Raw genomic sequence first — 24,636 nt, 5'->3', positions numbered from 1 at the left:
TACCGGATGACCTCATGACCCAGGATCTTCACGCCCACCGCATTCTGGTGCTGGACTTCGGTTCCCAGTACACCCAGCTGATCGCCCGCCGCGTGCGCGAGGCCAGGGTCTACTCCGAGGTGCATGCCTGGGACATGCCGGCGGCCGACATCCGTGCGTTCAATCCCACTGCGATCATCCTCTCCGGCGGCCCCGAGTCGGTGAATGTCGACCAGCCCCCGCGCGCCGAGGACGCGGTGTTCGAGCTGGGGGTTCCGGTACTGGGCATCTGCTACGGCATGCAGACCATGGCCGCGCAGTTGGGTGGTCGGGTCGAGCCGTCGGAGCGTCGCGAGTTTGGCTATGCCCAGGTGCGCGCCCGTGGCCATACGCCGCTGCTGCGCGACATCGAGGATCACACTACGCCGGAGGGCTATGGCCTGCTGGACGTCTGGATGTCGCACGGCGACCACGTGACCGAGCTGCCGCAGGGCTTCCGCTTGATGGCCTCCACCGATTCCGCACCGATCGCCGGCATGGCCGATCCGGATCGCGGCTTCTACGGCGTGCAGTTCCACCCCGAGGTGACCCACACCACCCAGGGCCAGCGCATCATCGAGCGCTTCCTGCACGATATCTGCGGCTGCGCGGCGTTGTGGACGGCCGACAACATCATCGACGACATGGCCGCGCGGGTGCGCGAGCAGGTCGGCGACGATCACGTGGTACTGGGCCTGTCCGGCGGGGTGGACTCCTCGGTGGTGGGCGCGCTGCTGCACAAGGCGATCGGCGACCAGCTGACCTGCGTGTTCGTGGATACCGGGCTGCTGCGCGAGGGCGAGGGTGACCAGGTCATGGCGACCTTCGCTCGCCACATGGGTGTGCAGGTGATCCGTGTGGATGCCGAGGAGCGCTTCATGAGCGCCCTGGCGGGCATCCAGGACCCGGAGGCCAAGCGCAAGATCATCGGCGGGTTGTTCATCGACGTGTTCGACGAACAGGCTGCAAAGCTCGACAACGTGCAGTGGCTGGCCCAGGGCACGATTTACCCGGACGTGATCGAGTCGGCCGACTCCAAGACCGGCAAGGCCCACGTGATCAAGTCGCACCACAACGTGGGCGGCCTGCCGGAGAACATGAAGCTGGGGCTGGTCGAGCCGCTGCGCGAGCTGTTCAAGGACGAGGTGCGCAAGATCGGTGTCGAGCTGGGCCTGCCCACCGAGATGGTCTATCGCCATCCGTTCCCCGGGCCGGGCCTGGGCGTGCGCATCCTCGGCGAGGTGAAGAAGGAATACGCCGACCTGCTGCGTCGCGCCGACGCGATCTTCATCGAGGAGCTGCGCAAGGCCGATCTCTATGACAAGACCTCGCAGGCGTTCGCGGTCTTCCTGCCGGTGAAGTCGGTGGGGGTGATGGGCGACGGCCGGCGCTACGACTACGTGGTGGCCCTGCGCGCGGTGGAGACCATCGACTTCATGACCGCCCGCTGGGCCCACCTGCCGTACGACTTCCTCGACCACGTCTCGCGGCGGATCATCAACGAGATCCCCGGCATCTCCCGCGTCACCTACGACATCTCCGGCAAGCCCCCCGCCACCATCGAGTGGGAGTGACTGGAAAGACCCGCAATGGCGGGTGCTGACCGGCGTCATAGCGGAGGCTTCAGGATCCTGCTTAGCCCACGGCCGGTAGCACGACTACCGGCCGTGGGGCTACGCCTTGCCTCGGAAGACACGGTGCACTAACGCGAGCGTGTACATTGATCGGCGGTTACCTAGACTGTGCCGAGGTGGACTTCCTGGAATAAACGGATCCCATGTTCAGACGCATCAGAGCGGGTGACTGGATTGTCGTGGTGTTGCTGCTGCTGCCGGTGCTGGTGGCGTGGCCGCGTTGGTGGCCGCCGCCGGGCGCCGGCGCGGCGGAGGTGCTCTCGGCGCTCGGTCACTTGGCCGGGGTGCTGGGTCTGAGCGCGCTGCTGGTCGGTGCAATGCTGAGTGTGCGCCTGCCGGGCCTGGATCGCTGGTTCGGCGGTTTGCCGCGCATCTGGACCCTGCACCGGATACTGGGTTTCACGGCCTTCATCCTGATCATGCTGCACGTGGTGTGGCTGGCCTTCGGGGCGCTGCCCATTTCTCCGGCAGCGGCCGTCCGGGTGATCTTTCCGCCCCTTGAACACGGGGCGGTATGGATCGGTTGGGGCGCATTGGCGCTGATGCTGATCTTTCTCGCGCCCACCTTTCAGTTTTTCGGCAGGCCGCATTACCAGCGCTGGAAGCGCCTCCACCTGTTGTCGGTGCCCGCGTTCCTGCTGGCGTTCGCGCACGCGGTCATGCTCGTGGAGCATGCGCTGCTCTGGTGGGGGCTCGCGGCCCTGGCGGTCGGCGCAGTGCTCTGGCGCAAGGTGCTGTCGCCCCGGCTGGGGCGCCATGATTATACCGTCGATGCCGTGACCGCCCTTGCGTCCAACGTGGTGGAGATCACCCTCGCCCCGAGGGGCCGGGCCATGTCGCATGCCGCGGGACAGTTCATGTACCTCACCCCCCACGACCCGGGCCTGGAAGCCGGCCGGGGGGAAGAGCACCCCTACACCATCTCTTCGGCGCCAGGCGAGGACGTTGTCCGGGTGGGCATCAAGGCCCTGGGCGACGCCAGCCGGGCATTGCAGACGGTGACACCGGGAACCGCCGTGCAGATCGAGGGCCCCTACGGGCAGTTCTTCGAGCGATGCGAGCCGCAACGCCGGCAACTCTGGTTCGGTGGCGGCATCGGCATTACGCCCTTCGTGTCCGGCGCCCGGGCCCTCCAGCGGGAGCCCGGGGCCGGGCCGGAGGTCACCCTGATCTACCTGGCCAATCGACCGGACCGCGCCTATTACATGGACGAGCTTCGGGAGATCGCGCAGGGGCACCCGCATTTCGATGCACAGATCCATTATTTCCAGGATCGCGGCCCCGTGGACGAAGCGTTCATCCGCTCGCATTGCCCGGACCTGGAGGAACGGGAGATCTACATCTGCGGGCCGCCCGGCATGGTGCATCACCTGATGGGGCTTCTAAGCCGCGCCGGTGTACCCAGGGGCCGCATTCATACGGAGGCGTTTGATTTCCTATGACCGTGAACAAGATTGCCTACACCGCGTTCGTGGCCTTCTGCGCCGTGATCATCACCCTTTGGGCCGTCAGCGCGCTGGTCGCGGAGACCCGCGAGACCGACGACGATCAGCGCCTGTTTACAGAACAGGAGCTTGCGGCCCACGACAGTGCCGAGAGCTGCTGGAAGGCCATCGACGGCCAGGTGTACGACGTGACGGACTATATTCCGCGTCACCCCACCTCCGAGGACGTGATGCTGGAGTGGTGCGGCCGTGATGCCACGGAAGGCTGGTACAACAAGACGTCCGGGCGTCCGCACAGCCCCAGGGCTGCGGCCATGCTGGAACAGTACCGGGTCGGGCAACTGGCCGATGCACCGGCACCCCAGGCACGGCCCGAGGCTTCAGCGCCCACGCGGGAACCCGCCACCCATCCGCCGGGCCGGGTGCTGCTCGGCCTGTCGCCCGGGACGTACCTGGACGGGCGCTATCGAGGCGTGTTTTCGGACCGGGGCGCGATGCAGGTCAATATCCAGTTCGATCTGCGGGACCATCATTTCCACAACGTCCGGTTCCGGTACCTGAGCTACCAGGGAGTGGATTATCTGGCGCTTGAGGAGCACGAGGAACTTCATGCCGTGATGCGCCAGCACCGTCAGGCTATCGATTACCTCGAAGGCCGGCCGCTGTCGGCCCTATTCGATCTCTATGCGCCGGAGGAGGTGGTGGACGACATCGACGCCTTTACCGGCGCGACCCTGAGAGGCAACAAGCTGATCTCGGCCATCCGGGACGCGCTTAATCGCGGTGTCTATCAGTGGCCGTGATAGGGCCGGCATCCCCCAGGCCAGGAGTGCGTGCCGCCGGCCATTTGTAGTGCTCCCGCCAGGCCCATGAACCACAGCGGGTAGCCCCCGTGAGCGACGTCCTGGGCCTTGAGTGTCAGCCCGGTGTGCGGTCGGCAGTGTCCCCCGAGATCACCCACACCACCCGCGACCACGGTACATCCAGCGCAGCCAGGTGTGCCTGGTTCAAAGAAGCTGGTGGATCTGGCGCTTTTGTTCGCTACCGCGCAGACGGGTGGAGCCATTTCCGAGAAACTTTCCGTTGCTTGTCGGTGGATGCTGATCGGCATCCACCTTTATCCCACCACAGCAACGGGAAATAGCCATGAATACACCAGGCAGTAGCGAACACGCCACCACCGATCGCATCTCGGAGCGCGCTCACGAGACTGTAGACCAGGCCGCCAGGGGCGCCGGCAAGGCCGAAGAACGGATCCGCCATGGGGCGGCGAGCGCGGAGGAGAAAGCCAAGGAGGCCGGGGCGAAGGTCAAGGAGCACTCCGAAGAGGCCCTGCAATCGGTTAGTGGCTTCGTGCGGGAAAATCCTTTGCTTTCCCTGGGTCTCGCATTCGCGGCGGGGACCTTGGTGGCTGCTTTACGGCGCCGTTGATCGTGTTCCGTGGCCACCAGTTAAGGCAGGAGGCCGCGCATTTGCGCGGCCGAATTGATCACGGTGCCGGCCTTGTTCGCTGGCGGATCGACCGCTTGCTGCACCGGGCACGGGCCCTGGCCCGCCGGCCTGCTGTGCTGGCTATTGCCTTTGGGTGTGGCTTGTTGGCCGGTCGCCTGGATATGCCCGGCATCAAATATACCTATGGAATCCTGGCAGGCCAGATGAAAGCCTGGCGGATTGCCTCCAGTCTGATCGGCTCGCCGCTTCGCTGACCGCGACCTATTTCTCGGGGCGCTGCGGTTCTGCTTCCGGGGGTTGCTGCTCTGCAGCGTCAACGAGCGATCTCGCCTGGACGAGCAAGCTGTTAACGCTCGCCCGGCTTTCACGGAACGTGAGGTCGCGGGTGATGTGCCGGAGTCGCCAGAAGGCCAGCGCCGCCAGCACCAGATGTGCCAGCGTTACCGTCAGCAGCGCGCCCGTCAGGCTGAAGGCCTGCAGGCTGGCCAGGGCGACCACCAGACTCGCCCCGGCAAACAGCCAGCCGCCCACCAACAGAAGCGCAATCATCACGGTGAGCCCGATCATCATCAGCACCGTGTGTCCGAACAGCCGCGCCTCTACCGCAAGAAGGCGAGCGATGTCCGCCGCCAGGGTCTTCAGGATTTGCGTGATGTCCTGGCTGCGGTCGTGACCGCCATCCTCGTCCTGACTGGGATCTGTTTCCTTCATGGTCGTGCGTCCTCCCGGCTACTCAGCGCGTGTTTCAGGCTGGACTTGATTTCACCCCAGATGGCCACAAAGAACGCCGTCAAAGGAATCGCGAGTACCATCCCGATAATCCCGTTCAGGGCGGTGCCCCAGAAGAACAGGGAAATAATGACGAGTGCGGGGTGCAGGCCAGAGCGGTTGGACATGATCTTCGGCGTCAGCAACCAGCTTTCGATCAGTTGTACCACCGCGAACGCCAGTACGGTCAGCATCAATAACTCAATGCCGCCATCCGGCTGAAGGTAGGCCAGGGGCAGAATCACCAACAGTCCGATCAGGGTTCCCAGGAAGGGGACGATATTCAGCAGTCCCAGCACGAGCCCGGCAAGCACGCCGTACTGCAGGCCGATCAGCGTAAAGCTGAGCGCATACAGGGCACCCATGATCATGGCGATCAACAGTTGGCCCTGGAAGAAGGCGGTGATGTATCCCACGAAAACATCCATGAAATAGAGTATTTTCTGCTGAGTGCGCCCTTGGAATATGGATAACAGTTCCGATGCCTTTCCCCGCAGCGAGTCACCCGAGAGCAGCGCGAAGAAGAGAAACAGCGGAACGAAGCTGATACCCGCCAACATCCCCAAATAGGACATAACGGTCTTTCCGGTGACTTCCAGAGAAGACTCGGACTCCTCCCCATTGCCGGCTTCCAGGCGTTCCGAAATCATGGCGCTAATTTCTGGAAAGTAAAAAGAAAAATGATCCTCCCAGCGCGCCAGGGTCTCGGGCAAGGCGGTTAACAGCTGAACGATCTGGGCGGTCAGGGTGGGGACAAGAAAGAACAACAGGGCGCCGACCCCCAGAAAGAAGATCGCCATCAGCAGCATGATGGCCAGCCATCTGGGCAAGCGAAGCCGGGTCTCGAGAAAATTCACCACTGGATGGAGCACCAGCGCCAGGATGCCTGCGATCGAGAGCGACAGGAGGAGGTTGTAGAACGTGCTCAGTATCCAGCCTAGAGCCCACGCAACAACCGCAATCAGCGCGGCCAACGCCACCAGGGACAGCAAGACCGCCGTATAGCGGAACAAGCGAAGCTCGGCCGCGTTGAACAGTCGTTTACGCGGGCGTAACCCGGCCCGGTCCTGAGCAGCCCTCCTGCCCCCTTCATCGAGGGATTCCTCCGTGTCGTGGGGCATTGTCGGGGCCTGGCTCAGGTCCTTGACGATTTGCCGAAGAAGAACAACCCAACACCGGCCGCTGCGGAAGCCGCGCCCAAGACCAGAAACCAAATCGTGGAGTCCGTGAAACGGCCGGTAACGGCCTCGGTCACCTGGTCGCCGAGACTTTGGGAGGAGCGATACGCAAAGAACAGCAGGATCAGGCCCACAACAAGCAGAACAACTGCGAGGATCTTGTTCAGTGCCAGAGTTTCATTAGTCGCCATGGTTAATCGTCCTAATGGATGAGGGGTCGTTAATCCGTTATTCAATGATGGCGTTCGGGAAAAGTCGCGGTGCTGGAAACCGCGACCGTTAAGAGTGTCCACCATGCATGGGGCCGCCTACACGGTTAAGCCGGCCACAAGGTTCCACCGGTACCTCGCGCGATCACCCTGCAGCGTGATCCCTGGCGTAGTAGGAATCCACGGTTGAATGCCAGGTGGCGTCGGCCATGTTGGGCCATTCATCCTTGGGAAACCCTGGTGCGTTCTTCAACCACTCGGGATCGGCGTCAAGCAAAAATCGCTTGTGCTCCTTGTCGTGCTTCAAGGCCTTCCACGGGATCGCGAATAAACGGTCACCCATGCCTAGAAAACCGCCTGAGGCCAGGACCGCGTACCGTATTTCGCCCTCGCTGATGTCAAGCATCACGTCCAGGATCTTGCCGAGCTTCTCTTCCCGCAGGTTGCAGACCTCGTCACCGGTTATGGTGCTGGCGCTCACTAGCGTGGGTCCGACATGTGTGTCGTTGGAGGTTTCTTGGCCACTTTCCGCGCCGGGTGCAGAGCCGATCATTCGGTTTTCTTCTTGGCGTCGCTCTTGAGGTCCCCGTACTTGGCTTGAGCCTTGCCGGCATGCTTCTCGGCCTTACCCTTGACCTCGGTGCTCTTGTCGCCGGTAGCCTTGCCAGCAACTTCCTTTAGCTTCCCTTTGGCTTCTTTCCCATGACCTTTGCTTTGATCCTTGTTCATCAGATGATCTCCAGGTAGTGGTAGCGCTCGTTGTCGGCCTCTTCCACGCGGTCAGTAGAGGCAGCTTGAAGCTTCCAAACTAGGGCAAGCCCGGGGGTGGGTCTGTGCGCTGCCCAACATATACAGAGGCCCTGGAAGACCGCGGGATCAAGAGCCCGCGTGCAGGGATGCTGTAGGCGAAGTGGGATCATGAGCGGGGGGAGGGCGTGGCGCGCAGGGGGCCTGCGAGGGCTTCCGCGCGAGCGAGGCGGGTTCCGATGGAGATGCCTGCATGCCGCGTGGAGGCATCGCCGGATCAGAGCTGGGACTTGATCGGTAGCAGGAGCTTCTCGGAGAGCTTTTCCCGCAGCGGGCGCGTATTCCAGCGCTCAAGGGAATACGGCTCTGCGGCCAGCAGGTCTGTCTCGAAGACGTCCGTCATCTCCCTGGCGAATGCGCCGTTGTAGATGTTCAGACTTGCTTCGTCATTGAGCCGAAGCGATCGCATGTCGAAATTGGTCGATCCGACCGAGACAAACTCGGTATCGATGACCAGGAGTTTGGTATGCAGCATGGTGGGCTGATAGACGTGGATCTCGACCCCCGCGCGCAGCAGCTCGCCCCAGTCGGCCTTGGAGGCGATTTTGACGGTAAGCGCGTCGATGTGTGGTCCCGGTAACAGGATACGGACGCGGACGTCGCGACCGCGCGCAGCCACCAAGGCGTCGAGCAACAGCTTGTCGGGCACAAAATACGACGCGGCCAGGTCGATCGTCGCCTCGGCCGCTGCGATGGCAAGCAGGTACATTAGATGCATGCTCTCGCTGCCGCCGGAGGGCGAAGCGATAAACACGTGCGCGTCGATCTCGCCCTCCTCCTGCAGGGCCGGAAAGTAGCTCGGGCCGTTTCGCACCTCGCCGGTGCTTTTGATCCAGTTATCGTTGAAGGCTGCCTGCAACTGCGCCACTACGGGCCCTTCGACCCGAAAGTGCGTATCACGCCATTGCTCGGGGTCCCCTCCGTCGCCGGTCCACTGGTCCGCGATGCCCACCCCTCCGGTAAAGCCAATGCGACCGTCGACCACCAGAAGCTTGCGATGGGTGCGGTTGTTCATGCGTCCGAGGTTGTACCAGCGCAAAGGCCGATAGCGATGCAGCTGCACCCCGGCGGCCTGCATGGAATCCAGCAGCGACTGATCCATCTTGGCGCTACCGACCCAGTCGATGATGACGCTCACCTGCACGCCCGCGCGCGCACGCTCGGAAAGGGCTTGCGAGAACTCTGCTCCAATCTCGCCTGACCAGTAGATGAACGTCTCGAAGGTGATGGAGGTTTGTGCCGAGCGAATCGCCAGCAACATTGCCGGGAAAATCTCGTCGCCGTTTTGCAGCGCGGTCACTTGATTTCCGCGCACGATGGCGGGGCCCAGCATGACGGACATCTCGCGCCGAAACTGCGGGTCGGAGACCGTGTAGCGATGTTCGATCTTGCGATCGACCACCTCCCCGGATGTGGAGAAGTTTTGCAACAGGACCAGGGTCAGGGTGGTGGCGAGCGCGGTGATGCCAATAACCCAGAACATCGATCGTCGGCTCCCAGGCAGTGACATCGCGGAGGTACTCCAAACGGGTGTAGCGGCCAGGCATTGCGAAGTGGCCCCCTGGCTGGCGCCAAAACCGCCAGGGGGGAGCACTTTCATGGTCGGTCCACGACGCGCGGGGTGACCGAGCTCAAGTGGTCAGCTCACCAACCATGCCAACGGCGCGAGTCGGATGATGCGACGCTTGTGGACGCGCGTCCGTGCGAAACCGCACGTAGCGTGCCGGGGATGGTTCATCCCGGCGGTGCGGATGCCATCCGCCCGGTCGCTGGAAGCGAGTGACGTTCGTGAGCAGTGTTTCCCTAGGCCGACATCCAGCGCGAACCGCTTTTTTTGGCTTGATACATGGCCTTGTCGGCCGCTTCCAGCAGAGAGACCGGAGAGGTCGCGTCCTTGGGGTAGAACGAGATGCCAATGCTCGCGGAGATGTGGACAGAGGTTTGCCCGATGTCGATGGCCCTGGCGAGTTCCCGAGTAATGGTTCTGGCCACACGCTCGACATCCTTGAGCTGTTTGACGCCCGTCACCAGAACGGTAAATTCGTCGCCGCCCAGGCGGCTCACCGTATCCTCCTGCCGGATGCAATGCGTGAGGCGCTCGGCGACCTCCGAAAGTAAGCGGTCACCCGTTTCATGCCCAAACGAGTCGTTGATCTCCTTGAAGCCATCAAGGTCCATGAAGAGGACCGCAAGGGACTGGCCGCTGCGTTTCGCATGGTTGACGCCCTGTTCCAGGCGATCAAGAAAAAGACGTCGATTCGGAAGCCCAGTCAACAGGTCATGATTGGCGTGATGCCATATTTTTTCCTCGGCGACGGCTTGTTTTGTAATATCCCGAGAGGTGCAGATAATTGCTTCGGTGTTGCGATGCTCGTCGAGTACGGGCGCAAGCACATACTCGAATCGATCACCCTGACCAGAGGGAAACATGTGGACGAATTTTCCTCGTTGCGTGCACTGGTCGGCAACGACTTTGTCGATGCTGTGCTGGAAGGCCGGGGCGAACGGGAAGCCGAGGTCAAAGCCGGACTTTCCGATGATCGCCTCGGGCGCGAGAGCGAAAAGATCGGCGGTGGCCTTGTTTGCGTAAACAAATCGCCCCTCGGGGTCCAGCACATGAATCGGATCTGGCGACGCGACCAGAATGGCCCCGAACAGTCGGGTTTCCATCTCCTTGACGGTCGCATATTGTTCCAGCGATTCGGCGACGGCCTGGTCTATCGCTTCATGAAACCGGGTGAGATCCTCAAGCTGTTGGCCAGCGATCGTTGGGTAATCTTTCGTCCAGTGTGAGACCACGCTCGCGCGCAGGGCGCGAAATTCGGAAACGGTCTCAATGACGCTGAAGCCGCTGGTCTGTCGATCACCGCCGTGGATTTCTGCCCAGGACTCGTCCCCCGTCTTCGGTTCGCAGCCTTTCGATTTGTCGGCCTGTTGCAACTCGCTCTGGTGGGACTCGAGGTCGTCGGCAATGGTCAGCAGCATGTCCCTGGCGTGGTCACGCAGTCCGCTCGTCCCCATCTTGCTGGCATGAAGAAGGGTTCCGGCAAATTCTTCCCAGTCCTGAAGAATCGGCTCCATTTCTTTCCTGATAAATTCAGCGAGGCGCATTGGGGTATTCATGGATCGGGTTGGTAATAATAACAGAAGGGCTTGGCAGGGCCGTTCGTGTGGGTTGGGATATTGGTGTTTTTGGAGCCATGTCAGGAATGCGAGCTAACTTCCCAAGAAGTGTGAACTGGTTTGCACTTGTTATCATGCGCCGCGGATTCTGATGAGTTTTATTTTGCATGATGTCCCGCGCTCGCCTGTTAATCAGCGTATCCCTGACGCCGACGTCGTGGGCTTCGCCACAGGGGGGGATGCGCCAGCAGCGTTGCGGCCCGGTCATGGCCCTCTTCGGGGTCGCTTGCGGGGGTGTCGATTGCATGATCTGCTATCCCACAAGACGTCGCTCGGAGCCCCGTCAGTGACCTTCGACAAAAGCCTCGGCCTCCCGCTCAAGCCGCTGACGGTCGCGAGCCAGCATTCCGTTGGCGTCTGCCAGAGCCAGCACCATCTCCACCTGGCGTCGGACCTCCGAGAGGACCGCGAACGCCTCGCGTTCCTCGGCGGCCTCGCGGACCCGATCGAGCATGTGCATCAGGTGCCGGGCCGTTTCCGGGTCGCGGGCGGCGGGCTCCCGCAGTCGTTCCGCGCATAACTGCACGAGGTCGGCAGGGTCCCAGCCGAACTCGTCGTAGATACAACGGCCGTCCTGGTCCTTGTCGTGCAGCCGCGGCAGCCCACGCTCGACGATCTCCACGAGGACGGCTTCCAGGTGGACCAGCACCTCGTGGGCGGTCGCGGTGTCCGCGTGTGCCTGCAACGCGAACGTCCCGACGTCGACCAGCTGGCTCACGGCGAACGCGAGGTCCAGGTCAGCGCTGCGGGTGCGGGCAAGGCTGATCGTTTCGGCCACGCTGTCGAGGTTGGCATGGGCGGGGGAGACGAGCGCGACCGTGCAGCGGGGGGTGACAAACTCGCCAACGCGGCAACGGAGATGTACGACCCCGCCGGCCGGCAGCGCCTTGCGCATCCGGTCGATGTCGATGGCGGTAACCCAGCCGGTGCCCGGGGCCAGGACCGTCTGCGCTGCGGACGTGGGTGGCGGCACCCCGGTGATCTCGAGCCGTGCCCCGGGGTGGCGATCGAGTACCTTGAGGGCGTTATCGGCGAGATGGCTGACCAGCTCCGACAACGACAGACTGCGCGTGGCGTGCTGGATCGCCAGCAGTACGCCCGCCATCGCGGCCAGTGCGATGATCACCGCCAGCACCGTACTCACAATGGGCGCGGCCGCCTGTTCGTCGGAGGGCATCCTTACCAGGATGACCAGCACGGCCACGACGCCTGCCGACATGAATGCGAGCAGATTCCGCTGGAAGCGGTCGTCCAGAAAGGTCAGCAGCGTCCGGGGCGAGAAGTGCGCGGCCATCAGGCCAACCACGACGGTGCGCATCCAGAGGCCGAACACCGCGACCGTGATCAGGCCCCCGGTCACTGACCCCAGCAGGACCCGTGCGCTACCCACAGTGCCGAGCTCGACGGGTGGAGGCCACAGCCATGCGGTGTCCACGGCCAACGCCGCCAGGCCCACGCCCAGACCGGCCGCCATCGCCATGCCCATCGCCACCGTGATTTCGCCCAGGCGGAGGGTGGCCCAGCGGGGCCGGGGCCGGCCGCGGTTCGTCTCCCCCATGCTGTCACCTCCAAGTGGTGACCGATTGGCGTGTAGAGGCCCCTCGGCAATTCCTGACGAATCAGTTCGGGCGGATGTGCTCCGTAGAGTCACCGGGCGGGACCGTTGTGTCGGTGCGTTGCCACACCGAGTGGCGCAGCACTCTGATCATCTGGACCCGCGAGCAGAAGCCCGGGGCAGCCATGTCGGCATGAGCTGGAACCGGGGTGCGCTTGTGCCATCGGCCGTGCGGGGCTAAGCGCGACGCCGCACATAAATGGACGTGCCGGCGTGCTATACGGATGGTGTGCCTTGTTGGAGAGATCCGGAATGTCAGTGAACCGTGTCGACCAGGACGCCGCGGCGGGCCTCTGGGATGACTGTGACCCGCCGTGCCTTTCGCTTTATCAACCGACTCATCGGGACCACCCGGACAATGAGCAGGATCCAATACGCTTCAAGAATCTGGTGAAAGCGCTGGAGGACTCGCTGCGACAAAAGTTTGCGAGCGACGAGATCCAGCCCTTGCTCGAACCCTTGCTGGCCCTCGCGGACGATCGCGAGTTCTGGAACTGCACCTTCGACGGCCTGGCCGTGTTGCGCGACAGGAATCGGTTTCGGGTCTACAAGCTCCAGCGCCCGGTCCCCGAATTGGCGGTTGTGGCGGACAGCTTCCACACCAAGCCCTTGCTGCGCATCCTGCAATCGGCGGATCGCTATCAGGTGCTCGCCTTGAGCCGGCACGAGATGAAGGTGTTCGAGGGCAACCGTGACGCCCTGGACGAGATCACGCCTGCCGATGGCGTGCCGCAGACGATCACCGAGGCGCTCGGTGACGAACTCACCGATTCCCGCCAGACGGTGTCGGCCTATGGCGGCAGCGGCGGCGGCCAGGCCCCCATGCACCATGGCCATGGCGGCAGGAAAGCCGAACTGGACGATGACGCGGAGCGATTCTTCCGCGCAGTCGATCGCGCGGTCCTTGAACACCATTCCAAGCCCTCCGGCCTGCCGCTGCTACTCGCCGCCCTGCCGGAGCACCACCACATGTTTCACGCGCTCAGCCACAACCCTTTCCTGATTTCCGAGAGCCTGGACGTGCATCCGGATGCGCTTGCGTCGAGCGACGACTTTCGCGAGCGGGTCTGGCAAACCATTGAACCTCGCTACCTTGAGCGCCTGGCCGGGCTGGTGGATGCCTTCGGCAGTAACCAGCCGAAGGGCCTTGGCTCCGACGACCTGGCCGAGGTGGCCCGGGCCGCCGTGGGCGGGCGCGTGGCGACCCTGCTGATCGAAGCGCGCCGGGAAATCCCCGGTCGGGTCGATGCGACGACCGGCGAGCTTGAGTTCGACGATCTCTCCCACCCCGAAACGGACGACGTGCTCGATGACCTGGGAGCCCTGGTGCTCAAGATGGGCGGCGAGGTGGTCGTGGTGCCGAAGGAACGGATGCCGACCGGTACGGGAATCGCCGCAATCTACCGCTACTGAGGCAAGTGACATGCAGATTCAGATCAACACGGATGACAACATCGACCAGTCCGGTGCACAGCCGGAGCAGACCGAAGCCACCATCAGAAACGTCCTGGAGCGCTTTGCGGATCAGGTGACGCGCGTGGAGGTTCACCTCAGCGACGAGAACAGTGACAAGAAATCCGGCAACGCCGACATACGCTGTCTGCTGGAAGTCAGGGTCGAAGGTCTCCAGCCCGTAGCCGTGACCGATGAAGCCGCGACCGTGGGGCAGGCGGTCGACGGTGCCGCACGCAAGATGAGGCGTTCCCTGGACAGCACGCTTGGAAAGCGGAAGAGCCACTGAGGTTACCGGCCAGCACCGATCGCCGTTGGCCAATGGTGACCTGTCGAAAAGCGGATGAAACACCCTGGAGATCCTGGTACTAACGAAGTGGGCCTCCAGCCCGTTCCGGACCTGGGCGGGCGCTTTCTGGCGTTGCTCGCCGAGGCTACATATCCCTGTGTGGGCGCCAAGTCCGCTTTGGCCCGTGGCTCGATCGAAACTCATGAGTTCGGCGCACTAGGGGACTCCGGCAATGATCGACCGATGCTGGATGATCTTTCTCGATTCGTTGCCATGATCGAAGCAAGTGCTTGCAACGAGGACATCGTGCACTCTTATGTCGCCCTGTTCAGTGGCCCAGGCGATATGAGCGAGCTTCGTTTCGAGTCCTTGATGTGGGCGCAGTTGTGGCGAATCCACAAGCTGGACATTCTGGCGGGCAATCCTCCCGCCGACGATGTCAACAGCGATAGTGACAGCCCGCTGTTCAGCCTGAGCATAGCGGGGCATCCGTTCTTTGCCATTGGGCTTCACGCGAACGCTTCGCGGCTCGCCAGACGGTTTACCAACCCGGTATTGGTGTTCAATTCTCACCGCCAGTTCGAGAAGCTAAGAAAGGACGGACGTTTCAAGAAGATTCAGGCAGCGACTCGGGCACGTGACATCGCGTTGCAAGGATCCCGAAACCCCAATCTGGCCGAGTTTGGAGAAGCAAGTGAGGCCAGGCAGTACAGTGGCCGTGAAGTCGAAGCCAACTGGACATGCCCATTCCATTTCAAGGAAAAGCCGTGAACACGGACGTACCGACGGTGAGAATATCTCCCTGCTCCGCGCAGGCGGTCGAGCTTGGCCCTGGAGACGAACTGGTGGTGATCGATCCCGAAGGCCAGCAGGTAAGCGATGTGGTCGCATTCGGGAATCCGGATCATGGGGAGTATCTGTCTTCAGGGCGTTCTCTTGACTATGCCTCACGCTTTTGGCTCACGACGGGCGATGTACTCTACTCGAACCGCAGTCGGCCAATGTTCACCATCATCGAGGATACCTGCGGGCGGCATGACTTCACTTTGACACCTTGTTCGAAAGATACCTTCAGAATCATCTATGGGGAGAACGAGGGTCGTCCGGGTTGCGAGGGCAATCTGGCGGCGGCACTGGCCCCTTACGGCATTGGTGTCGATCGCATTCCCATCGCATTCAATGCGTTCATGCATGTGTCGATCGATGCCACAACGGGGGAGTTCGGCGTTCTTCCTCCGCTCAGCAAAGCCGGGGATTTCGTTCGCCTGCGCGCCGAGATGCCCCTCGTGGTGGCGATGTCCGCATGTTCCGCCGGGCAGTCGAATAATTTCTCCTTCAAGCCGATCGATTTTCAAGTTGTGCGCAGAAATCCGCCGTCATGCTCGAATGGCTGATACCGGAGTTCGATGGGTCCCTCATGCTCCGTCACCTGCGCGATCTTGTGTTGGCCTATCTGCTCGCGATCCCGAGTGCCTGGGACCGGGAAGTTCGCGATCGCGCCATTGGACTGCGGACGTTCCCGTTGGTCGCCGTTGCCGCCTGTGGCTACGCCCTGATCGGCTTCTCGGTACTGGAGTCGCCCGACGCACAGGCCCGGATCATGCAGGGCCTGATCACCGGCATTGGATTCATCGGTGGCGGAGCGATTCTCAAAAGCGGTGGTAGCGTGGAAGGTACGGCCACGGCTGCCAGCCTTTGGGCAACGGGCGCGATCGGCCTGGCAGTCGCCGCGCATCGTTTCGAGATCGCGATCCTCATCAGCATCGCGACGTTTTTGACGCTGCGCTATCTCAAGCCGCTGATGCATGCTCCCGAGAAATCCGGGGAATAACAGGCTGGGTTCGGTACCGCACGGAACGGTTCCGGGTCGGGTGGCTACTGTCTCGGGATGATGCGGATTGCCGTTGTCCTGGCTGTTATAGGCATGGCCCTGCCGGGATGGGTGATCGCGGCCGAGCCACCGCTCGTCCTGACGCCCCTGGAGTCGGAGGAACGGCTGGAGGCCCCGGCGAGTGTCGGCATTGTGCCGGAAGCGTCCGACGAGGCCATCGCGGCCCGGCTGGAGCGGATTCTGGTTGCAACGGGCTGGTACGAGCAGCCGGCGGTCACGGTCGATGAAGGGGTGGCATTCCTGTATGGCCAGGCCCGTCGTCAGAACCACCGCCAGTGGGCCGGCGACCTGGCACGCAGCACCCAGGACGTGGTCGCGGTGGTCAATCACCTCGAGTTGATCGAGCCGTCGATCTGGGACCTGAGCCCGGCGCTCAGTGGCCTGAACGAGCTCGGCAGAACGGTGCTGAGAAGCTTGCCTTACGTGCTTTTCAGTCTGTTACTCCTCGCGCTGGCCTGGTCCCTGGGCGTGCTCGTCACGCGGTTGCTGCGCTGGACCACAAAGACCAGTAAACGGAACAATCTGCTGAAGGACGTGGTCGCCCGGGGCGGGGGTGTCCTGGTGTTCGTCGCCGGCTTGTACAGCGTGTTCCACGTAGCCGGGCTGACCAACGTCGCGCTGGCCGTTCTGGGTGGTACGGGGCTTGCCGGCATCGCGCTGGGTATCGCCTTTCGCGACATTACCGAGAATTTTCTGGCGAGCATCTTTCTGAGCGCACAGAACCCCTTCCGGACCGGTGATCTGATCGAGGTCGGGAAAACCCGCGGGTTCGTGCAAAGCATGACGATTCGGGCCACCGTGCTGATGACGCTGGACGGCAACCACGTGCAGGTACCCAACGCGACCATCTACAAGAGCGACATCACCAACTTCTCGGCCAACCCCAATGACCGCATGGAGTTCGGCGTGATGATCGGTCTCAACGACTCCATCACCGACACCCAGGCGATTGGCCTGGCCGTGCTTGCGGGTCACCCGGCGGTCCTGGAGAACCCCGAGCCATGGGTTGTCGCCGAGGAGATTCGCAATGCGGCCGTGCTGATCAAGTTGTCATTCTGGTTTGATTCACGAAAAACCAATGGCCAGCAGTTGCGCTCGGCGCTCATTCGGCTCACCAAGCGCGCGCTGATGGAGGCCGGCATGACGATTCAGGCCGAACAACGTCAATACGTGGAACCGATTGCGGACGGTCCCGCGGAAGAATCGGCGGCGGCCATGACCGTGTCCGAGGCCGAGACCCGCCCGGAAGGCGAGGTCATTCGCAACCAGGCCGCGCTCGCGCCCATGCCGGAAAAGGGAGAAAACCTGCTCGACCAGTGATCCAGTTGAGCCTCCATCGACGTCTCCGGGTATTTCTTGCCACTGCGTTTGTTGCCGCACAGAGCGTTCCCGTCCCCCGTGGTATCGATGCCAAGGTGCGTCCATCCCCCGACGCCCTGGAGAAGAATCATGGCTAAGAAAAAAACGGGTAGTTCATCACAGGCGCCAGGCAAGGGCGGTAAATCGGCCCCAGCCGCGCTCAGAACCAACGACATCGTTGCGGAGCAAGCCGCGGCCAGCGACGATTTCGTCGCCGCGATGCCCTACAACACCATCAAGGAGCAAGACCACGGTCACGACAACGCGGTGGCGCCGCCGGCCGGTCCTACTACGGAGCCGGGGTCCAGTGCGTTGACTGCGAGCACGATGACCGAGGAACCCGGTACGTCGAAAACCGGCGGGCCGGCTCGGCTCGGAACGAACGCGACCGTCGCCCCGCTCGACCGGGTCCGGGTCGATCCCAGCGATCAACCGTTGACCACCAACCAAGGTGTTCGGATTGGCGACAATCAGAACACCTTGAAAGCGGGGCTGCGCGGGCCCTCGTTACTCGAAGATTTCATCCTGCGGGAAAAGATCACCCATTTCGATCACGAACGTATCCCGGAGCGGATCGTCCATGCACGCGGCTCCGGGGCGCACGGATATTTCGAAGCCTACGACGGGCTGACCCAGTACACCCGCGCGGCGCCGTTCGCCGAGAAGGGCAAGATCACGCCGGTGTTCGCGCGATTTTCCACGGTGGCGGGTGAGCGCGGTTCGAAGGATACCGCGCGCGACGCCCGTGGCTTCGCGGTGAAGTTCTATACCGACGAAGGCAACTGGGACCTGGTGGGTAACAACATCCCGGTGTTCTTTATTCAGGACGCGATGAAGTTTCCCGATCTGGTCCACGCCCTCAAGCCGGAACCGCATCATGGCATGCCTCAAGCGGGGTCCGCGCATGACACGTTCTGGGACTTCGTCTCGCTGTCGCCGGAGTCCACTCACATGCTGATGTGGGCCATGTCGGATCGCGCGATACCGCGCAGCTACCGGATGATGCAGGGCTTTGGCGTGCACACCTTTCGCCTGGTCAACGAGCAGGGCGAGTCCGTGTTCTGCAAGTTCCACTGGACGCCGCTCCAGGGAACGCACTCGCTGGTCTGGGACGAAGCCGTGAAGATCGCGGGCGCCGACGCCGATTTTCATCGGCGTGACTTGTGGGAGGCCATCGAATCGGGCGAATTCCCGGAATGGGAACTGGGTGTGCAGATCTTCACCGAGGAACAGGCCGACGGCTTCAGCTTCGACGTGCTCGACTCCACGAAGATCGTGCCGGAAGAGCTGGTCCCGCTGACGCCCGTCGGGCGCATGGTTCTCAACCGCAACCCGGACAACTTCTTCGCAGAAACCGAGCAGGTCGCGTTCTGCACGGCGCATGTCGTCCCCGGCATCGACTTCTCCAATGATCCGTTGCTCGCCGGTCGGATCCATTCCTATGCGGATACGCAGATCACGCGACTCGGGGGGCCCAATTTCCACGAGATCCCGATCAATTCGCCGCTTGCTCCGGTGCAGAACAACCAGCGCGATGGCATGCACCGCCAGGCGGTGCATCGCGGGCGCGTGGCCTACGAGCCGAACTCACTGGCGGGTGGCTGCCCGTTTCAGGCCGGGACCGCCGGCTTCGTGTCGTTCCCGGATGCCCATGCGGAGGACAAGGTCCGTGGCAAGCCGGAGAAGTTTGCCGAGCACTATGCGCAAGCCACGTTGTTCTTCGAGAGTCAGACCGGCGTCGAGAAGGCGCACATTGCAGCCGCATTCCGCTTCGAACTGAGCAAGGTCGACGTCCGCGCGATCCGCGAACGGATGGTGTCCTCGCTGGTGAATGTTTCACGGGACTTGGCTGCAGAGGTCGCCATTGGCTTGGGCATGGAGGTGCCGGATGCCATGCCGAAGGCCGTCACCGATCCGGAACCGCCGGAGATCACCGAGTCGCCAGCGTTGTCGCTGATGGCGCGGCCGGGCGAAACCGGAATCCGCACACGCCAGATTGCGGTACTGGTCGAGGAGGGCGTCCACCATGCCTCGCTCGTCGATCTTCATGGCGCGCTGACGGACGCGGGTGGCATTGTTCATTTTGTGGGTTCACGAGTGGGCACGTTCGTCGGCGATTCCGGCGAAAAGATCGAAGCCAACAAGTCCATGGAGAATTCTCCGGCCGTCTTGTTCGATGCTTTGGTGCTGCCCGATGGGAGCGATGCGGTCCAGGCGCTCGCAGCCAACGGACACACCATGGAGTTCATCAAGGACCAGTTCAGGCACTGCAAGACGATCCTGGCCTTGGGGGCTGGCCGCGAGCTCCTGGAAATGGCGGGCATTGGCCCGGCCATGCAAGAAGATCCGGGCATCCTGTTGGCGGACGCTGGCGGCGTGACCGAGGGCGCATCAACATTCATCGACGCGCTCACCGCTCATCGTCATTTCTCCCGCGACAGCGATCCACCCGCGAAGTGATGCAACCCGGCCTTCGGCGATCTCGCGACTACGCGGTCTTCCGCAGACGTCACCGTGCCTCGCCAAAGCGGGTTGGGGCCTCGCCTGGTTGTGGGGGCTCCGCCGCAGACCCGATACAACGTAGCCGTTTCATCGAAAACCCGTGTTTCCCTCGCGGTCGGAGAGCGAAATCATGCCCCAGTTACGCCGGTTGACGACCGACCGGCTGCGCGTCTTTTTCAGTCGGCTCAAAGATCGTTTATGGGTCAGGCCACTGTTCCTTAGCGTGCTTGCCGTGGGCGGTACGTTCGTTGCCCGGTTCGCTGACGGCACGGGGCTTGCCAAGGTATTGCCCCGCATCCAGCTGGACTCTGTCGAATCCTTGTTGACCATCATGGCGTCCAGCATGCTGGTTATTGCAACCTTTGCAGTAGGCGCCATGGTCGCCGCTTATGCGTCGGCCAGTGTCAGTGCGACCCCTCGATCCATCCCGCTCGTGATTTCCGATGATGTCACCCAGAACGCATTGTCGGCGTTCATAGGGGCCTTCATCTTTAGTATTGTTTCTCTAATATCCGTTCAAAACGAGATATTTGGCCACGCCGGCCTGTTTTCGATTTTTTCGCTGACCCTTCTGGTGTTTGTGATTGTCATCGTCACCTTCGTGCGCTGGGTCGACCGAATTGCCCGACTGGGGCGCGTGGTCAACACCATTGAGAAAGTGGAAGAGGCGGCCACGGATGCACTCGATCGGCGTCGTCATGCGCCCACGCTGGGCGCTTTGGCAGGCCCCATGAATCCGACCAGGGACCTTGGGGCCCCGGTCTTCTCGCCAACGGTTGGTTATGTCCAGCATATTGATCTGGAGACGTTGCAGTCGGTCGCCGAAGATGCCAACTGCCGCGTTTTGGTGACGGCTCTGCCGGGTACGTTCGTCAGCGCGCGCCGTCCTCTTCTTCGCATTGAAGGGTGCGAGGCGTTCGACCCGGAGGCCTTTGCTGTCGCCTTCAAGATTTGTCCCAACCGTGCGTTTGATGATGACCCGCGGTTCGCGCTTGTCGCGTTGTCGGAGATCGCCGACAAGGCGCTGTCGCCTGGCACCAATGATCCGGGGACCGCGATCAATGTAATCGGGTCAATGGTCCGTTTGTTTACACTTTGGGTGTCACCGCTGGAGAAGGGCAGGGTGGTGGAAATCACCTATGACCGGGTATTCGTGCCGAGCTTGGAGATCGACGACTTGTTCGACGACGCATTTACGGCTCTGGCTCGTGACGGTGCCGGTTTCGTTGAAGTGGCGATCCGACTGCAGAAGGCTTTTCGTGCGTTGGCCGAGACCGATGACCCGGCGATGGTCGCGGCCGCCAAGAGGCATTCACGCATGGCACTGGCCCGTTCCGAACAGGCCATGTCATTGCAGGACGATATCGAGGTGGTGCGCAGGGCAGCGGCATTTTCGGCCGTGTAGTACAGGACGAGTAGAACGCGGCCGGGCGGAAATCGATACAGCGAACAATGTCCCGTGCAGGTATGCGGTACTGGAGATGCGGAGTCCAGGCATAAAAAAAGGCAGGGGCTTTCGCCCCTGCCGTCTAGTCATCCCACTAGATCTGGGTTGTGCTTACGATCAATCGCGGCGTTCGAACTCCGGCGCAGAGCGCAGCTCTTCACGGGTTACGTCAACGCGAAGTTCCCGATCATCCGCAGTGCCGGAGGTGGTCACGTGACCCCAGCCAATGGCGACGTCTTTCTCGCCCATGCCCAGGAATCCGCCAACACCGATCACAATAGCGACGACCTGGCCGTTCTCGTCAATGATCAGGTCATCGACCGAACCGAGATCTTCATCGCTCGTGGTTTTGACATCAGTGCCGATCAGCTCGCTCGCGTGCATGCTGTTGGCCGGTGAAGAGTCCATATAGCCGCGGCTCTGCATGCGGGCCTCGTCGCGGGTGGCACGGTAATCTTCCGCACTTTTCGAGTCAGACTGCCCGGCGCGCTGGCCTTGTTCACTCTGGGTGCTCTGCGCGTCGCGCTCAACGTCCTGCTCATCGTACTGCTGTGCCAGCACAGAACCTGCGCCGAGGGTGATGGCTGGGGTGACCAAAGCGTAAAAGGCAAATGAATGTAGCTTGTTCATGTGAATCTCCTTCGAAACGGATATCCCGGCTTGGAAAAATGTCCGTTTTAACGGCTTCATCAAAACCTGTCCTTCCTAGCGACATTGCCGGGAAGGGACTGAATCGCCACGTTGCAGCGGATTCAGGATGAGGGTTCAAGATAGGCTCAGGACGTTAACGGGTCTGTTCGCTGGCACACTGACGGGAGCCGTTCGCGTTCTTTGTGGTCGCTGAGTGTTGAAAATGTGAAGGGATTGGCGGTTCCAAAAAAGCGATGGGTCAAGATGCCCTGGCGTGGCGGGTCGGACGACAGGACCTGGACGTACCCGGGAGGGAGGGGGGCGTGAAGCACCATGGAAATGGCTCTTGCGGATTGCGTATTCGAACGTCGGGAGCCGGTGGTGAGGTGGACCGGGGGCTTTGGCAACAGGTGGGGTGCGTGCGCCACCCGAGGGCGTATGCGCGCGGGGTGCAGAGGGCCGGGCGAAGGGCGCCATCGGGGTGGGTTGCGAATTCGCGCATGTCGCGAGAGACGAGCGCTCGCGGAGTGTTTCCCTAGGTGGCCAGCAGCAGGTAGGCGGCCGCCCCGATCACGCCGGCCAGAATCGCGACTGCGACCAGCCCAACGCCGAACAACAGGCGATTGGTGCGGCGGGCGGCGTCTTGGGGACTGGCCGGCGCCGGTCGCTCGGGTTCGGCGTGCGCGGTATCCCGCCCGTGGCGCAGGAGGTCCAGCATCGCGTCGATGCGGTCGTTGTCGAAGGCGAAGGGGTCGAACCGGCGTTGGCCGAAGCGTTGCAGCAGTTGGCGAACGTCCACGGCCGCCGGGACGTATTTCATGGACCATTCGCCGAATCCCGGGGTATCCAGTGACTGCTCGCGCAGTACCCGGACCTCTTCGTGGCGACGATCACGGCGGATGCGGTCGATGGTTTCGCGCACCGCATCCGGGTCGCCCTCCAGGCACTGGAAGAAGTGCCCGTCGCCGTAGTAGAGCGCGCCGACAATCCCGCTGCGCGGGTTGTTCTGGCGCGACTGCATCAGGATGCGACTGACTTCGGGCTCAATGCCCTGGTTGGACGTGTTTTCGCGAAACGTGGCGCGCGAGGCGTAGACGAGCTGGAGAATGGCGGGCATGCGGACGTCCTTCCTGGGAAGTAAGGAGAAGACCGCCCCCGCTGCGTGGGGTTCACTCAATCATCTGGTTGACGTGTTCCAGACCGATCGCGTCGTCTTCCCAGTTCAGCTGGGTCGTGCCGGGCTTGGCGGCCAGGCGGCGGATGGCGGCAACCGCGTTGCGGTCGATGGAGGCCAGGCGATGCCGCGTGGCGCTGTGACTCTCGATGTTGGCCGCCTGCAGGATGTCGCTGTAGTTGACCGGTTCGCCATCCTCCGGCTCGCGCTTGAGGTTCTCGTGATCGGCCACTGCGCGGATGATCTCCGGCTCGAAATTCCAGTTTTTCAGCATCGCGCGGCCGATGGGGACATGCGCGGCGTCGGCCGCGGCCTGCAGGGCGCGCGGGTCCTCGTAGATCTCGGGTGTCTTCTCCGCGCGGCGCAGGATCGGGATCATGCCGATGTCGTGCACCAACCCGGCGAGCAGCGCGGTATCGGGGTCCAGGTGCGGGTGTCGGCGGGCCAGCAGATAGCTGATGATCGCCACCTCCAGGCTGTGGTTCCACAGTTCTTCCATGCGTACGCGGATCATCTCGTTCCCGCTCTGGAAGACCTCCTTCATCGACAGCGCAATGATGGTCTGGCGGGCGCGTTCCATCCCCAGGCGCGTGACGGCGGAGCGAATGGTCGCGCAGCGCGTGAGTCCACGATAGGCCGGGCTGTTGGCGTGCCGCACCAGGCGCGAGGCCAGGGCCGTGTCGCGCGAGATCAGATTGACCAGGTCAACAATGGAGCTGGACTCGTCCTGGGTGATGAACAATGCCTGCACCGAGACATCGGGCAGGGTCGGGATCTCGATCTGGTGACGTTCGAGGTCCTCGCGCAGGCGTTCCAGAAACTTTTCGACTTCCGCTCGGGTGGCCAAGGGCAATCCATGTCCGGCTGGGAAATGACGCGCCGATTATGCCATACCCGTCCTCGCGGACGGGGGATCCGCGCCGGTTGACGGGCCGCTGGCCCCTGCCGATGATGAAGGGAGCCGACAGGAGGTCGTGATGCGCCGATTCGTGCTGGATACCAGTGTCTTTACCAACCCGCATGTGGCCGGGCAGTTCGGCGAGGATCCCGAGGATATCCTGCGGACCTTCCTCACCCTGGCGCGCCATTGCCCCGCCGAGTTCTACATGCCGTTGTCGGTGTACGAGGAGTTTCGCGGCATGCGTGACCTCGAGGCCATGGCGGCCGATTTCGAGACCGTGGTCTGGGTGCGTTCGCCGCGGCGCTTCGCCCTGATGCTGCCGAGCGACATCCTCTACGAATTCATCGACGAGGTGCGTACGCGGATTGACCGCGGCCTGCGCATTGCGGAGGAGCATACCCGCCAGGCGGGGGCGGCCGAATCGCTCAAGCCCGAGCTGATCACCCAGCTGCGCGAGCGTTTCCGCGAGGCGATGCGCAAGGGGCTGGTGGATTCGCGCGAGGACGTCGATGCCGTGCTGCTGGCGATGGAGCTGGACGCCGAGCTGGCCAGCGCCGACGAGGGCATGCGCAAGCTGGGCAACCGCATGGGCATCAAGCTGGTCACCGCCGACTACCTGCGTCGGGTGATGGAGAACCTGGCCGAGTCCGGCGGCCACTCGCGCGAGCTCTGAGCGCTTCCC

25 protein-coding genes are annotated in these 24,636 nt (G+C 62.7%); 14 read left to right on the top strand and 11 right to left on the bottom strand.

Features of this window, described 5'->3' with window-relative positions; genetic code table 11:
* Positions 1-14 precede the first annotated feature (14 nt).
* The 5 genes from guaA to F622_RS0111645 all read left to right on the top strand — a co-directional run bounded on the left by guaA (position 15) and on the right by F622_RS0111645 (position 4,803).
* Complete coding sequence (guaA, locus tag F622_RS0111665; protein WP_018650431.1) at positions 15-1,592, top strand: glutamine-hydrolyzing GMP synthase; 1,578 nt, start codon at positions 15-17, stop codon at positions 1,590-1,592.
* Positions 1,593-1,795: 203 nt separating this feature from the next.
* On the top strand, positions 1,796-3,094 hold the full coding sequence (locus tag F622_RS0111660) for a ferric reductase-like transmembrane domain-containing protein (protein WP_019572033.1): 1,299 nt from the start codon (positions 1,796-1,798) through the stop codon (positions 3,092-3,094).
* The gene (locus F622_RS0111655; RefSeq protein WP_019572032.1) at positions 3,091-3,900 is read left to right on the top strand and encodes a cytochrome b5 domain-containing protein; all 810 of its coding nucleotides are present in this window, start codon (positions 3,091-3,093) and stop codon (positions 3,898-3,900) included. The genes F622_RS0111660 and F622_RS0111655 overlap by 4 nt, the downstream gene beginning before the upstream one ends.
* A 343-nt stretch (positions 3,901-4,243) precedes the next feature.
* Positions 4,244-4,528 carry a YqjD family protein gene (locus F622_RS0111650; protein ID WP_018146293.1) on the top strand — a complete coding sequence of 95 codons (285 nt, stop codon included), beginning with the start codon at positions 4,244-4,246 and terminating at the stop codon, positions 4,526-4,528.
* Between the two features lie 41 nt (positions 4,529-4,569).
* Entirely contained in the window at positions 4,570-4,803 is a 234-nt protein-coding gene (locus tag F622_RS0111645) for a hypothetical protein (RefSeq protein WP_018146292.1), read from the top strand.
* A gap of 7 nt (positions 4,804-4,810) precedes the next feature.
* Here the strand turns inward: F622_RS0111645 and F622_RS0111640 are convergent, their stop codons facing one another.
* From F622_RS0111640 to F622_RS0111605, 8 genes are all read right to left on the bottom strand, one after another.
* A complete protein-coding gene (locus tag F622_RS0111640) occupies positions 4,811-5,260 on the bottom strand; it encodes a hypothetical protein (protein ID WP_018167967.1) in 450 nt (149 codons plus the stop codon).
* The gene (locus tag F622_RS0111635; RefSeq protein WP_018167966.1) at positions 5,257-6,438 is read right to left on the bottom strand and encodes an AI-2E family transporter; all 1,182 of its coding nucleotides are present in this window, start codon (positions 6,436-6,438) and stop codon (positions 5,257-5,259) included. The genes F622_RS0111640 and F622_RS0111635 overlap by 4 nt, the downstream gene beginning before the upstream one ends.
* 14 nt (positions 6,439-6,452) lie before the next feature.
* A complete protein-coding gene (locus F622_RS0111630) occupies positions 6,453-6,686 on the bottom strand; it encodes a DUF3185 family protein (RefSeq protein WP_018167965.1) in 234 nt (77 codons plus the stop codon).
* Between the two features lie 163 nt (positions 6,687-6,849).
* Complete coding sequence (locus F622_RS0111625) at positions 6,850-7,257, bottom strand: PRC-barrel domain-containing protein (RefSeq protein ID WP_019572031.1); 408 nt, start codon at positions 7,255-7,257, stop codon at positions 6,850-6,852.
* On the bottom strand, positions 7,254-7,433 hold the full coding sequence (locus F622_RS0111620; protein WP_018176495.1) for a CsbD family protein: 180 nt from the start codon (positions 7,431-7,433) through the stop codon (positions 7,254-7,256). Before F622_RS0111620 ends, F622_RS0111625 begins: the two co-directional genes overlap by 4 nt.
* A 295-nt stretch (positions 7,434-7,728) precedes the next feature.
* On the bottom strand, positions 7,729-8,994 hold the full coding sequence (locus F622_RS0111615; RefSeq protein WP_019572030.1) for a phosphatidylserine/phosphatidylglycerophosphate/cardiolipin synthase family protein: 1,266 nt from the start codon (positions 8,992-8,994) through the stop codon (positions 7,729-7,731).
* A 320-nt stretch (positions 8,995-9,314) separates the two neighbouring features.
* Entirely contained in the window at positions 9,315-10,622 is a 1,308-nt protein-coding gene (locus F622_RS0111610; RefSeq protein WP_019572029.1) for a GGDEF domain-containing protein, read from the bottom strand.
* Between the two features lie 355 nt (positions 10,623-10,977).
* On the bottom strand, positions 10,978-12,252 hold the full coding sequence (locus F622_RS0111605; protein WP_019572028.1) for a DUF2254 family protein: 1,275 nt from the start codon (positions 12,250-12,252) through the stop codon (positions 10,978-10,980).
* A 315-nt stretch (positions 12,253-12,567) separates the two neighbouring features.
* Here F622_RS0111605 and F622_RS0111600 point away from each other — a divergent pair, with 315 nt between their 5' ends.
* From F622_RS0111600 to F622_RS0111565, 8 genes are all read left to right on the top strand, one after another.
* A complete protein-coding gene (locus tag F622_RS0111600; protein ID WP_018167960.1) occupies positions 12,568-13,722 on the top strand; it encodes a hypothetical protein in 1,155 nt (384 codons plus the stop codon).
* Between the two features lie 10 nt (positions 13,723-13,732).
* Positions 13,733-14,050, top strand: coding sequence for an HPF/RaiA family ribosome-associated protein (locus tag F622_RS0111595; RefSeq protein WP_019572027.1), 318 nt, complete (start codon positions 13,733-13,735; stop codon positions 14,048-14,050).
* 54 nt (positions 14,051-14,104) lie between these two features.
* Positions 14,105-14,821: a guanitoxin biosynthesis heme-dependent pre-guanitoxin N-hydroxylase GntA gene (gene gntA, locus F622_RS0111590; protein WP_231365756.1), complete on the top strand. Its 717-nt coding sequence runs from the start codon at positions 14,105-14,107 to the stop codon at positions 14,819-14,821.
* Entirely contained in the window at positions 14,818-15,444 is a 627-nt protein-coding gene (locus F622_RS0111585; protein ID WP_018167957.1) for a DUF1989 domain-containing protein, read from the top strand. The genes gntA and F622_RS0111585 overlap by 4 nt, the downstream gene beginning before the upstream one ends.
* Positions 15,429-15,881 (top strand): MgtC/SapB family protein, encoded by a 453-nt coding sequence (locus F622_RS0111580; RefSeq protein ID WP_018167956.1) that lies wholly within the window; start codon positions 15,429-15,431, stop codon positions 15,879-15,881. Before F622_RS0111585 ends, F622_RS0111580 begins: the two co-directional genes overlap by 16 nt.
* Before the next feature lie 93 nt (positions 15,882-15,974).
* Positions 15,975-17,261 (top strand): mechanosensitive ion channel domain-containing protein, encoded by a 1,287-nt coding sequence (locus tag F622_RS0111575; protein WP_019572025.1) that lies wholly within the window; start codon positions 15,975-15,977, stop codon positions 17,259-17,261.
* A 129-nt stretch (positions 17,262-17,390) separates the two neighbouring features.
* On the top strand, positions 17,391-19,760 hold the full coding sequence (locus F622_RS0111570) for a catalase (RefSeq protein ID WP_231365755.1): 2,370 nt from the start codon (positions 17,391-17,393) through the stop codon (positions 19,758-19,760).
* Positions 19,761-19,932: 172 nt separating this feature from the next.
* A complete protein-coding gene (locus F622_RS0111565; protein WP_026331578.1) occupies positions 19,933-21,207 on the top strand; it encodes a DUF2254 domain-containing protein in 1,275 nt (424 codons plus the stop codon).
* Positions 21,208-21,366: 159 nt separating this feature from the next.
* Here the strand turns inward: F622_RS0111565 and F622_RS0111560 are convergent, their stop codons facing one another.
* From F622_RS0111560 to F622_RS0111550, 3 genes are all read right to left on the bottom strand, one after another.
* Positions 21,367-21,879 (bottom strand): PRC-barrel domain-containing protein, encoded by a 513-nt coding sequence (locus tag F622_RS0111560; protein ID WP_019572022.1) that lies wholly within the window; start codon positions 21,877-21,879, stop codon positions 21,367-21,369.
* A gap of 535 nt (positions 21,880-22,414) precedes the next feature.
* Entirely contained in the window at positions 22,415-22,996 is a 582-nt protein-coding gene (locus F622_RS0111555; RefSeq protein ID WP_019572021.1) for a BLUF domain-containing protein, read from the bottom strand.
* Positions 22,997-23,048: 52 nt separating this feature from the next.
* The gene (locus tag F622_RS0111550) at positions 23,049-23,900 is read right to left on the bottom strand and encodes an HDOD domain-containing protein (RefSeq protein WP_019572020.1); all 852 of its coding nucleotides are present in this window, start codon (positions 23,898-23,900) and stop codon (positions 23,049-23,051) included.
* Positions 23,901-24,030: 130 nt separating this feature from the next.
* On the opposite strand from F622_RS0111550, the gene F622_RS0111545 reads away from it, so the two are divergent.
* Positions 24,031-24,627: an RNA ligase partner protein gene (locus F622_RS0111545; RefSeq protein ID WP_018167948.1), complete on the top strand. Its 597-nt coding sequence runs from the start codon at positions 24,031-24,033 to the stop codon at positions 24,625-24,627.
* Positions 24,628-24,636: the final 9 nt, after the last annotated feature.

Source organism: Thioalkalivibrio sp. ALMg3, from assembly GCF_000381225.1.
GTDB classification, from domain to species: Bacteria; Pseudomonadota; Gammaproteobacteria; order Ectothiorhodospirales; family Ectothiorhodospiraceae; genus Thioalkalivibrio; species Thioalkalivibrio versutus.
This window is presented reverse-complemented; position numbering and strand designations above follow the sequence as displayed.

What these genes read in the sequence shown, in the direction of transcription:
- guaA (WP_018650431.1), top strand. Translation starts at nt 15, where the DNA reads ATGACCCAGGATCTTCACGCCCACCGCATTCTGGTGCTGGACTTCGGT.
- F622_RS0111660 (WP_019572033.1), top strand. Translation starts at nt 1,796, where the DNA reads ATGTTCAGACGCATCAGAGCGGGTGACTGGATTGTCGTGGTGTTGCTG.
- F622_RS0111655 (WP_019572032.1), top strand. Translation starts at nt 3,091, where the DNA reads ATGACCGTGAACAAGATTGCCTACACCGCGTTCGTGGCCTTCTGCGCC.
- F622_RS0111650 (WP_018146293.1), top strand. Translation starts at nt 4,244, where the DNA reads ATGAATACACCAGGCAGTAGCGAACACGCCACCACCGATCGCATCTCG.
- F622_RS0111640 (WP_018167967.1), bottom strand. Translation starts at nt 5,260, where the DNA reads ATGAAGGAAACAGATCCCAGTCAGGACGAGGATGGCGGTCACGACCGC.
- F622_RS0111635 (WP_018167966.1), bottom strand. Translation starts at nt 6,438, where the DNA reads ATGCCCCACGACACGGAGGAATCCCTCGATGAAGGGGGCAGGAGGGCT.
- F622_RS0111630 (WP_018167965.1), bottom strand. Translation starts at nt 6,686, where the DNA reads ATGGCGACTAATGAAACTCTGGCACTGAACAAGATCCTCGCAGTTGTT.
- F622_RS0111625 (WP_019572031.1), bottom strand. Translation starts at nt 7,257, where the DNA reads ATGATCGGCTCTGCACCCGGCGCGGAAAGTGGCCAAGAAACCTCCAAC.
- F622_RS0111620 (WP_018176495.1), bottom strand. Translation starts at nt 7,433, where the DNA reads ATGAACAAGGATCAAAGCAAAGGTCATGGGAAAGAAGCCAAAGGGAAG.
- F622_RS0111615 (WP_019572030.1), bottom strand. Translation starts at nt 8,994, where the DNA reads ATGTTCTGGGTTATTGGCATCACCGCGCTCGCCACCACCCTGACCCTG.
- F622_RS0111610 (WP_019572029.1), bottom strand. Translation starts at nt 10,622, where the DNA reads ATGCGCCTCGCTGAATTTATCAGGAAAGAAATGGAGCCGATTCTTCAG.
- F622_RS0111605 (WP_019572028.1), bottom strand. Translation starts at nt 12,252, where the DNA reads ATGGGGGAGACGAACCGCGGCCGGCCCCGGCCCCGCTGGGCCACCCTC.
- F622_RS0111595 (WP_019572027.1), top strand. Translation starts at nt 13,733, where the DNA reads ATGCAGATTCAGATCAACACGGATGACAACATCGACCAGTCCGGTGCA.
- gntA (WP_231365756.1), top strand. Translation starts at nt 14,105, where the DNA reads ATGAAACACCCTGGAGATCCTGGTACTAACGAAGTGGGCCTCCAGCCC.
- F622_RS0111580 (WP_018167956.1), top strand. Translation starts at nt 15,429, where the DNA reads ATGCTCGAATGGCTGATACCGGAGTTCGATGGGTCCCTCATGCTCCGT.
- F622_RS0111575 (WP_019572025.1), top strand. Translation starts at nt 15,975, where the DNA reads ATGGCCCTGCCGGGATGGGTGATCGCGGCCGAGCCACCGCTCGTCCTG.
- F622_RS0111570 (WP_231365755.1), top strand. Translation starts at nt 17,391, where the DNA reads ATGGCTAAGAAAAAAACGGGTAGTTCATCACAGGCGCCAGGCAAGGGC.
- F622_RS0111565 (WP_026331578.1), top strand. Translation starts at nt 19,933, where the DNA reads ATGCCCCAGTTACGCCGGTTGACGACCGACCGGCTGCGCGTCTTTTTC.
- F622_RS0111560 (WP_019572022.1), bottom strand. Translation starts at nt 21,879, where the DNA reads ATGAACAAGCTACATTCATTTGCCTTTTACGCTTTGGTCACCCCAGCC.
- F622_RS0111555 (WP_019572021.1), bottom strand. Translation starts at nt 22,996, where the DNA reads ATGCCCGCCATTCTCCAGCTCGTCTACGCCTCGCGCGCCACGTTTCGC.
- F622_RS0111545 (WP_018167948.1), top strand. Translation starts at nt 24,031, where the DNA reads ATGCGCCGATTCGTGCTGGATACCAGTGTCTTTACCAACCCGCATGTG.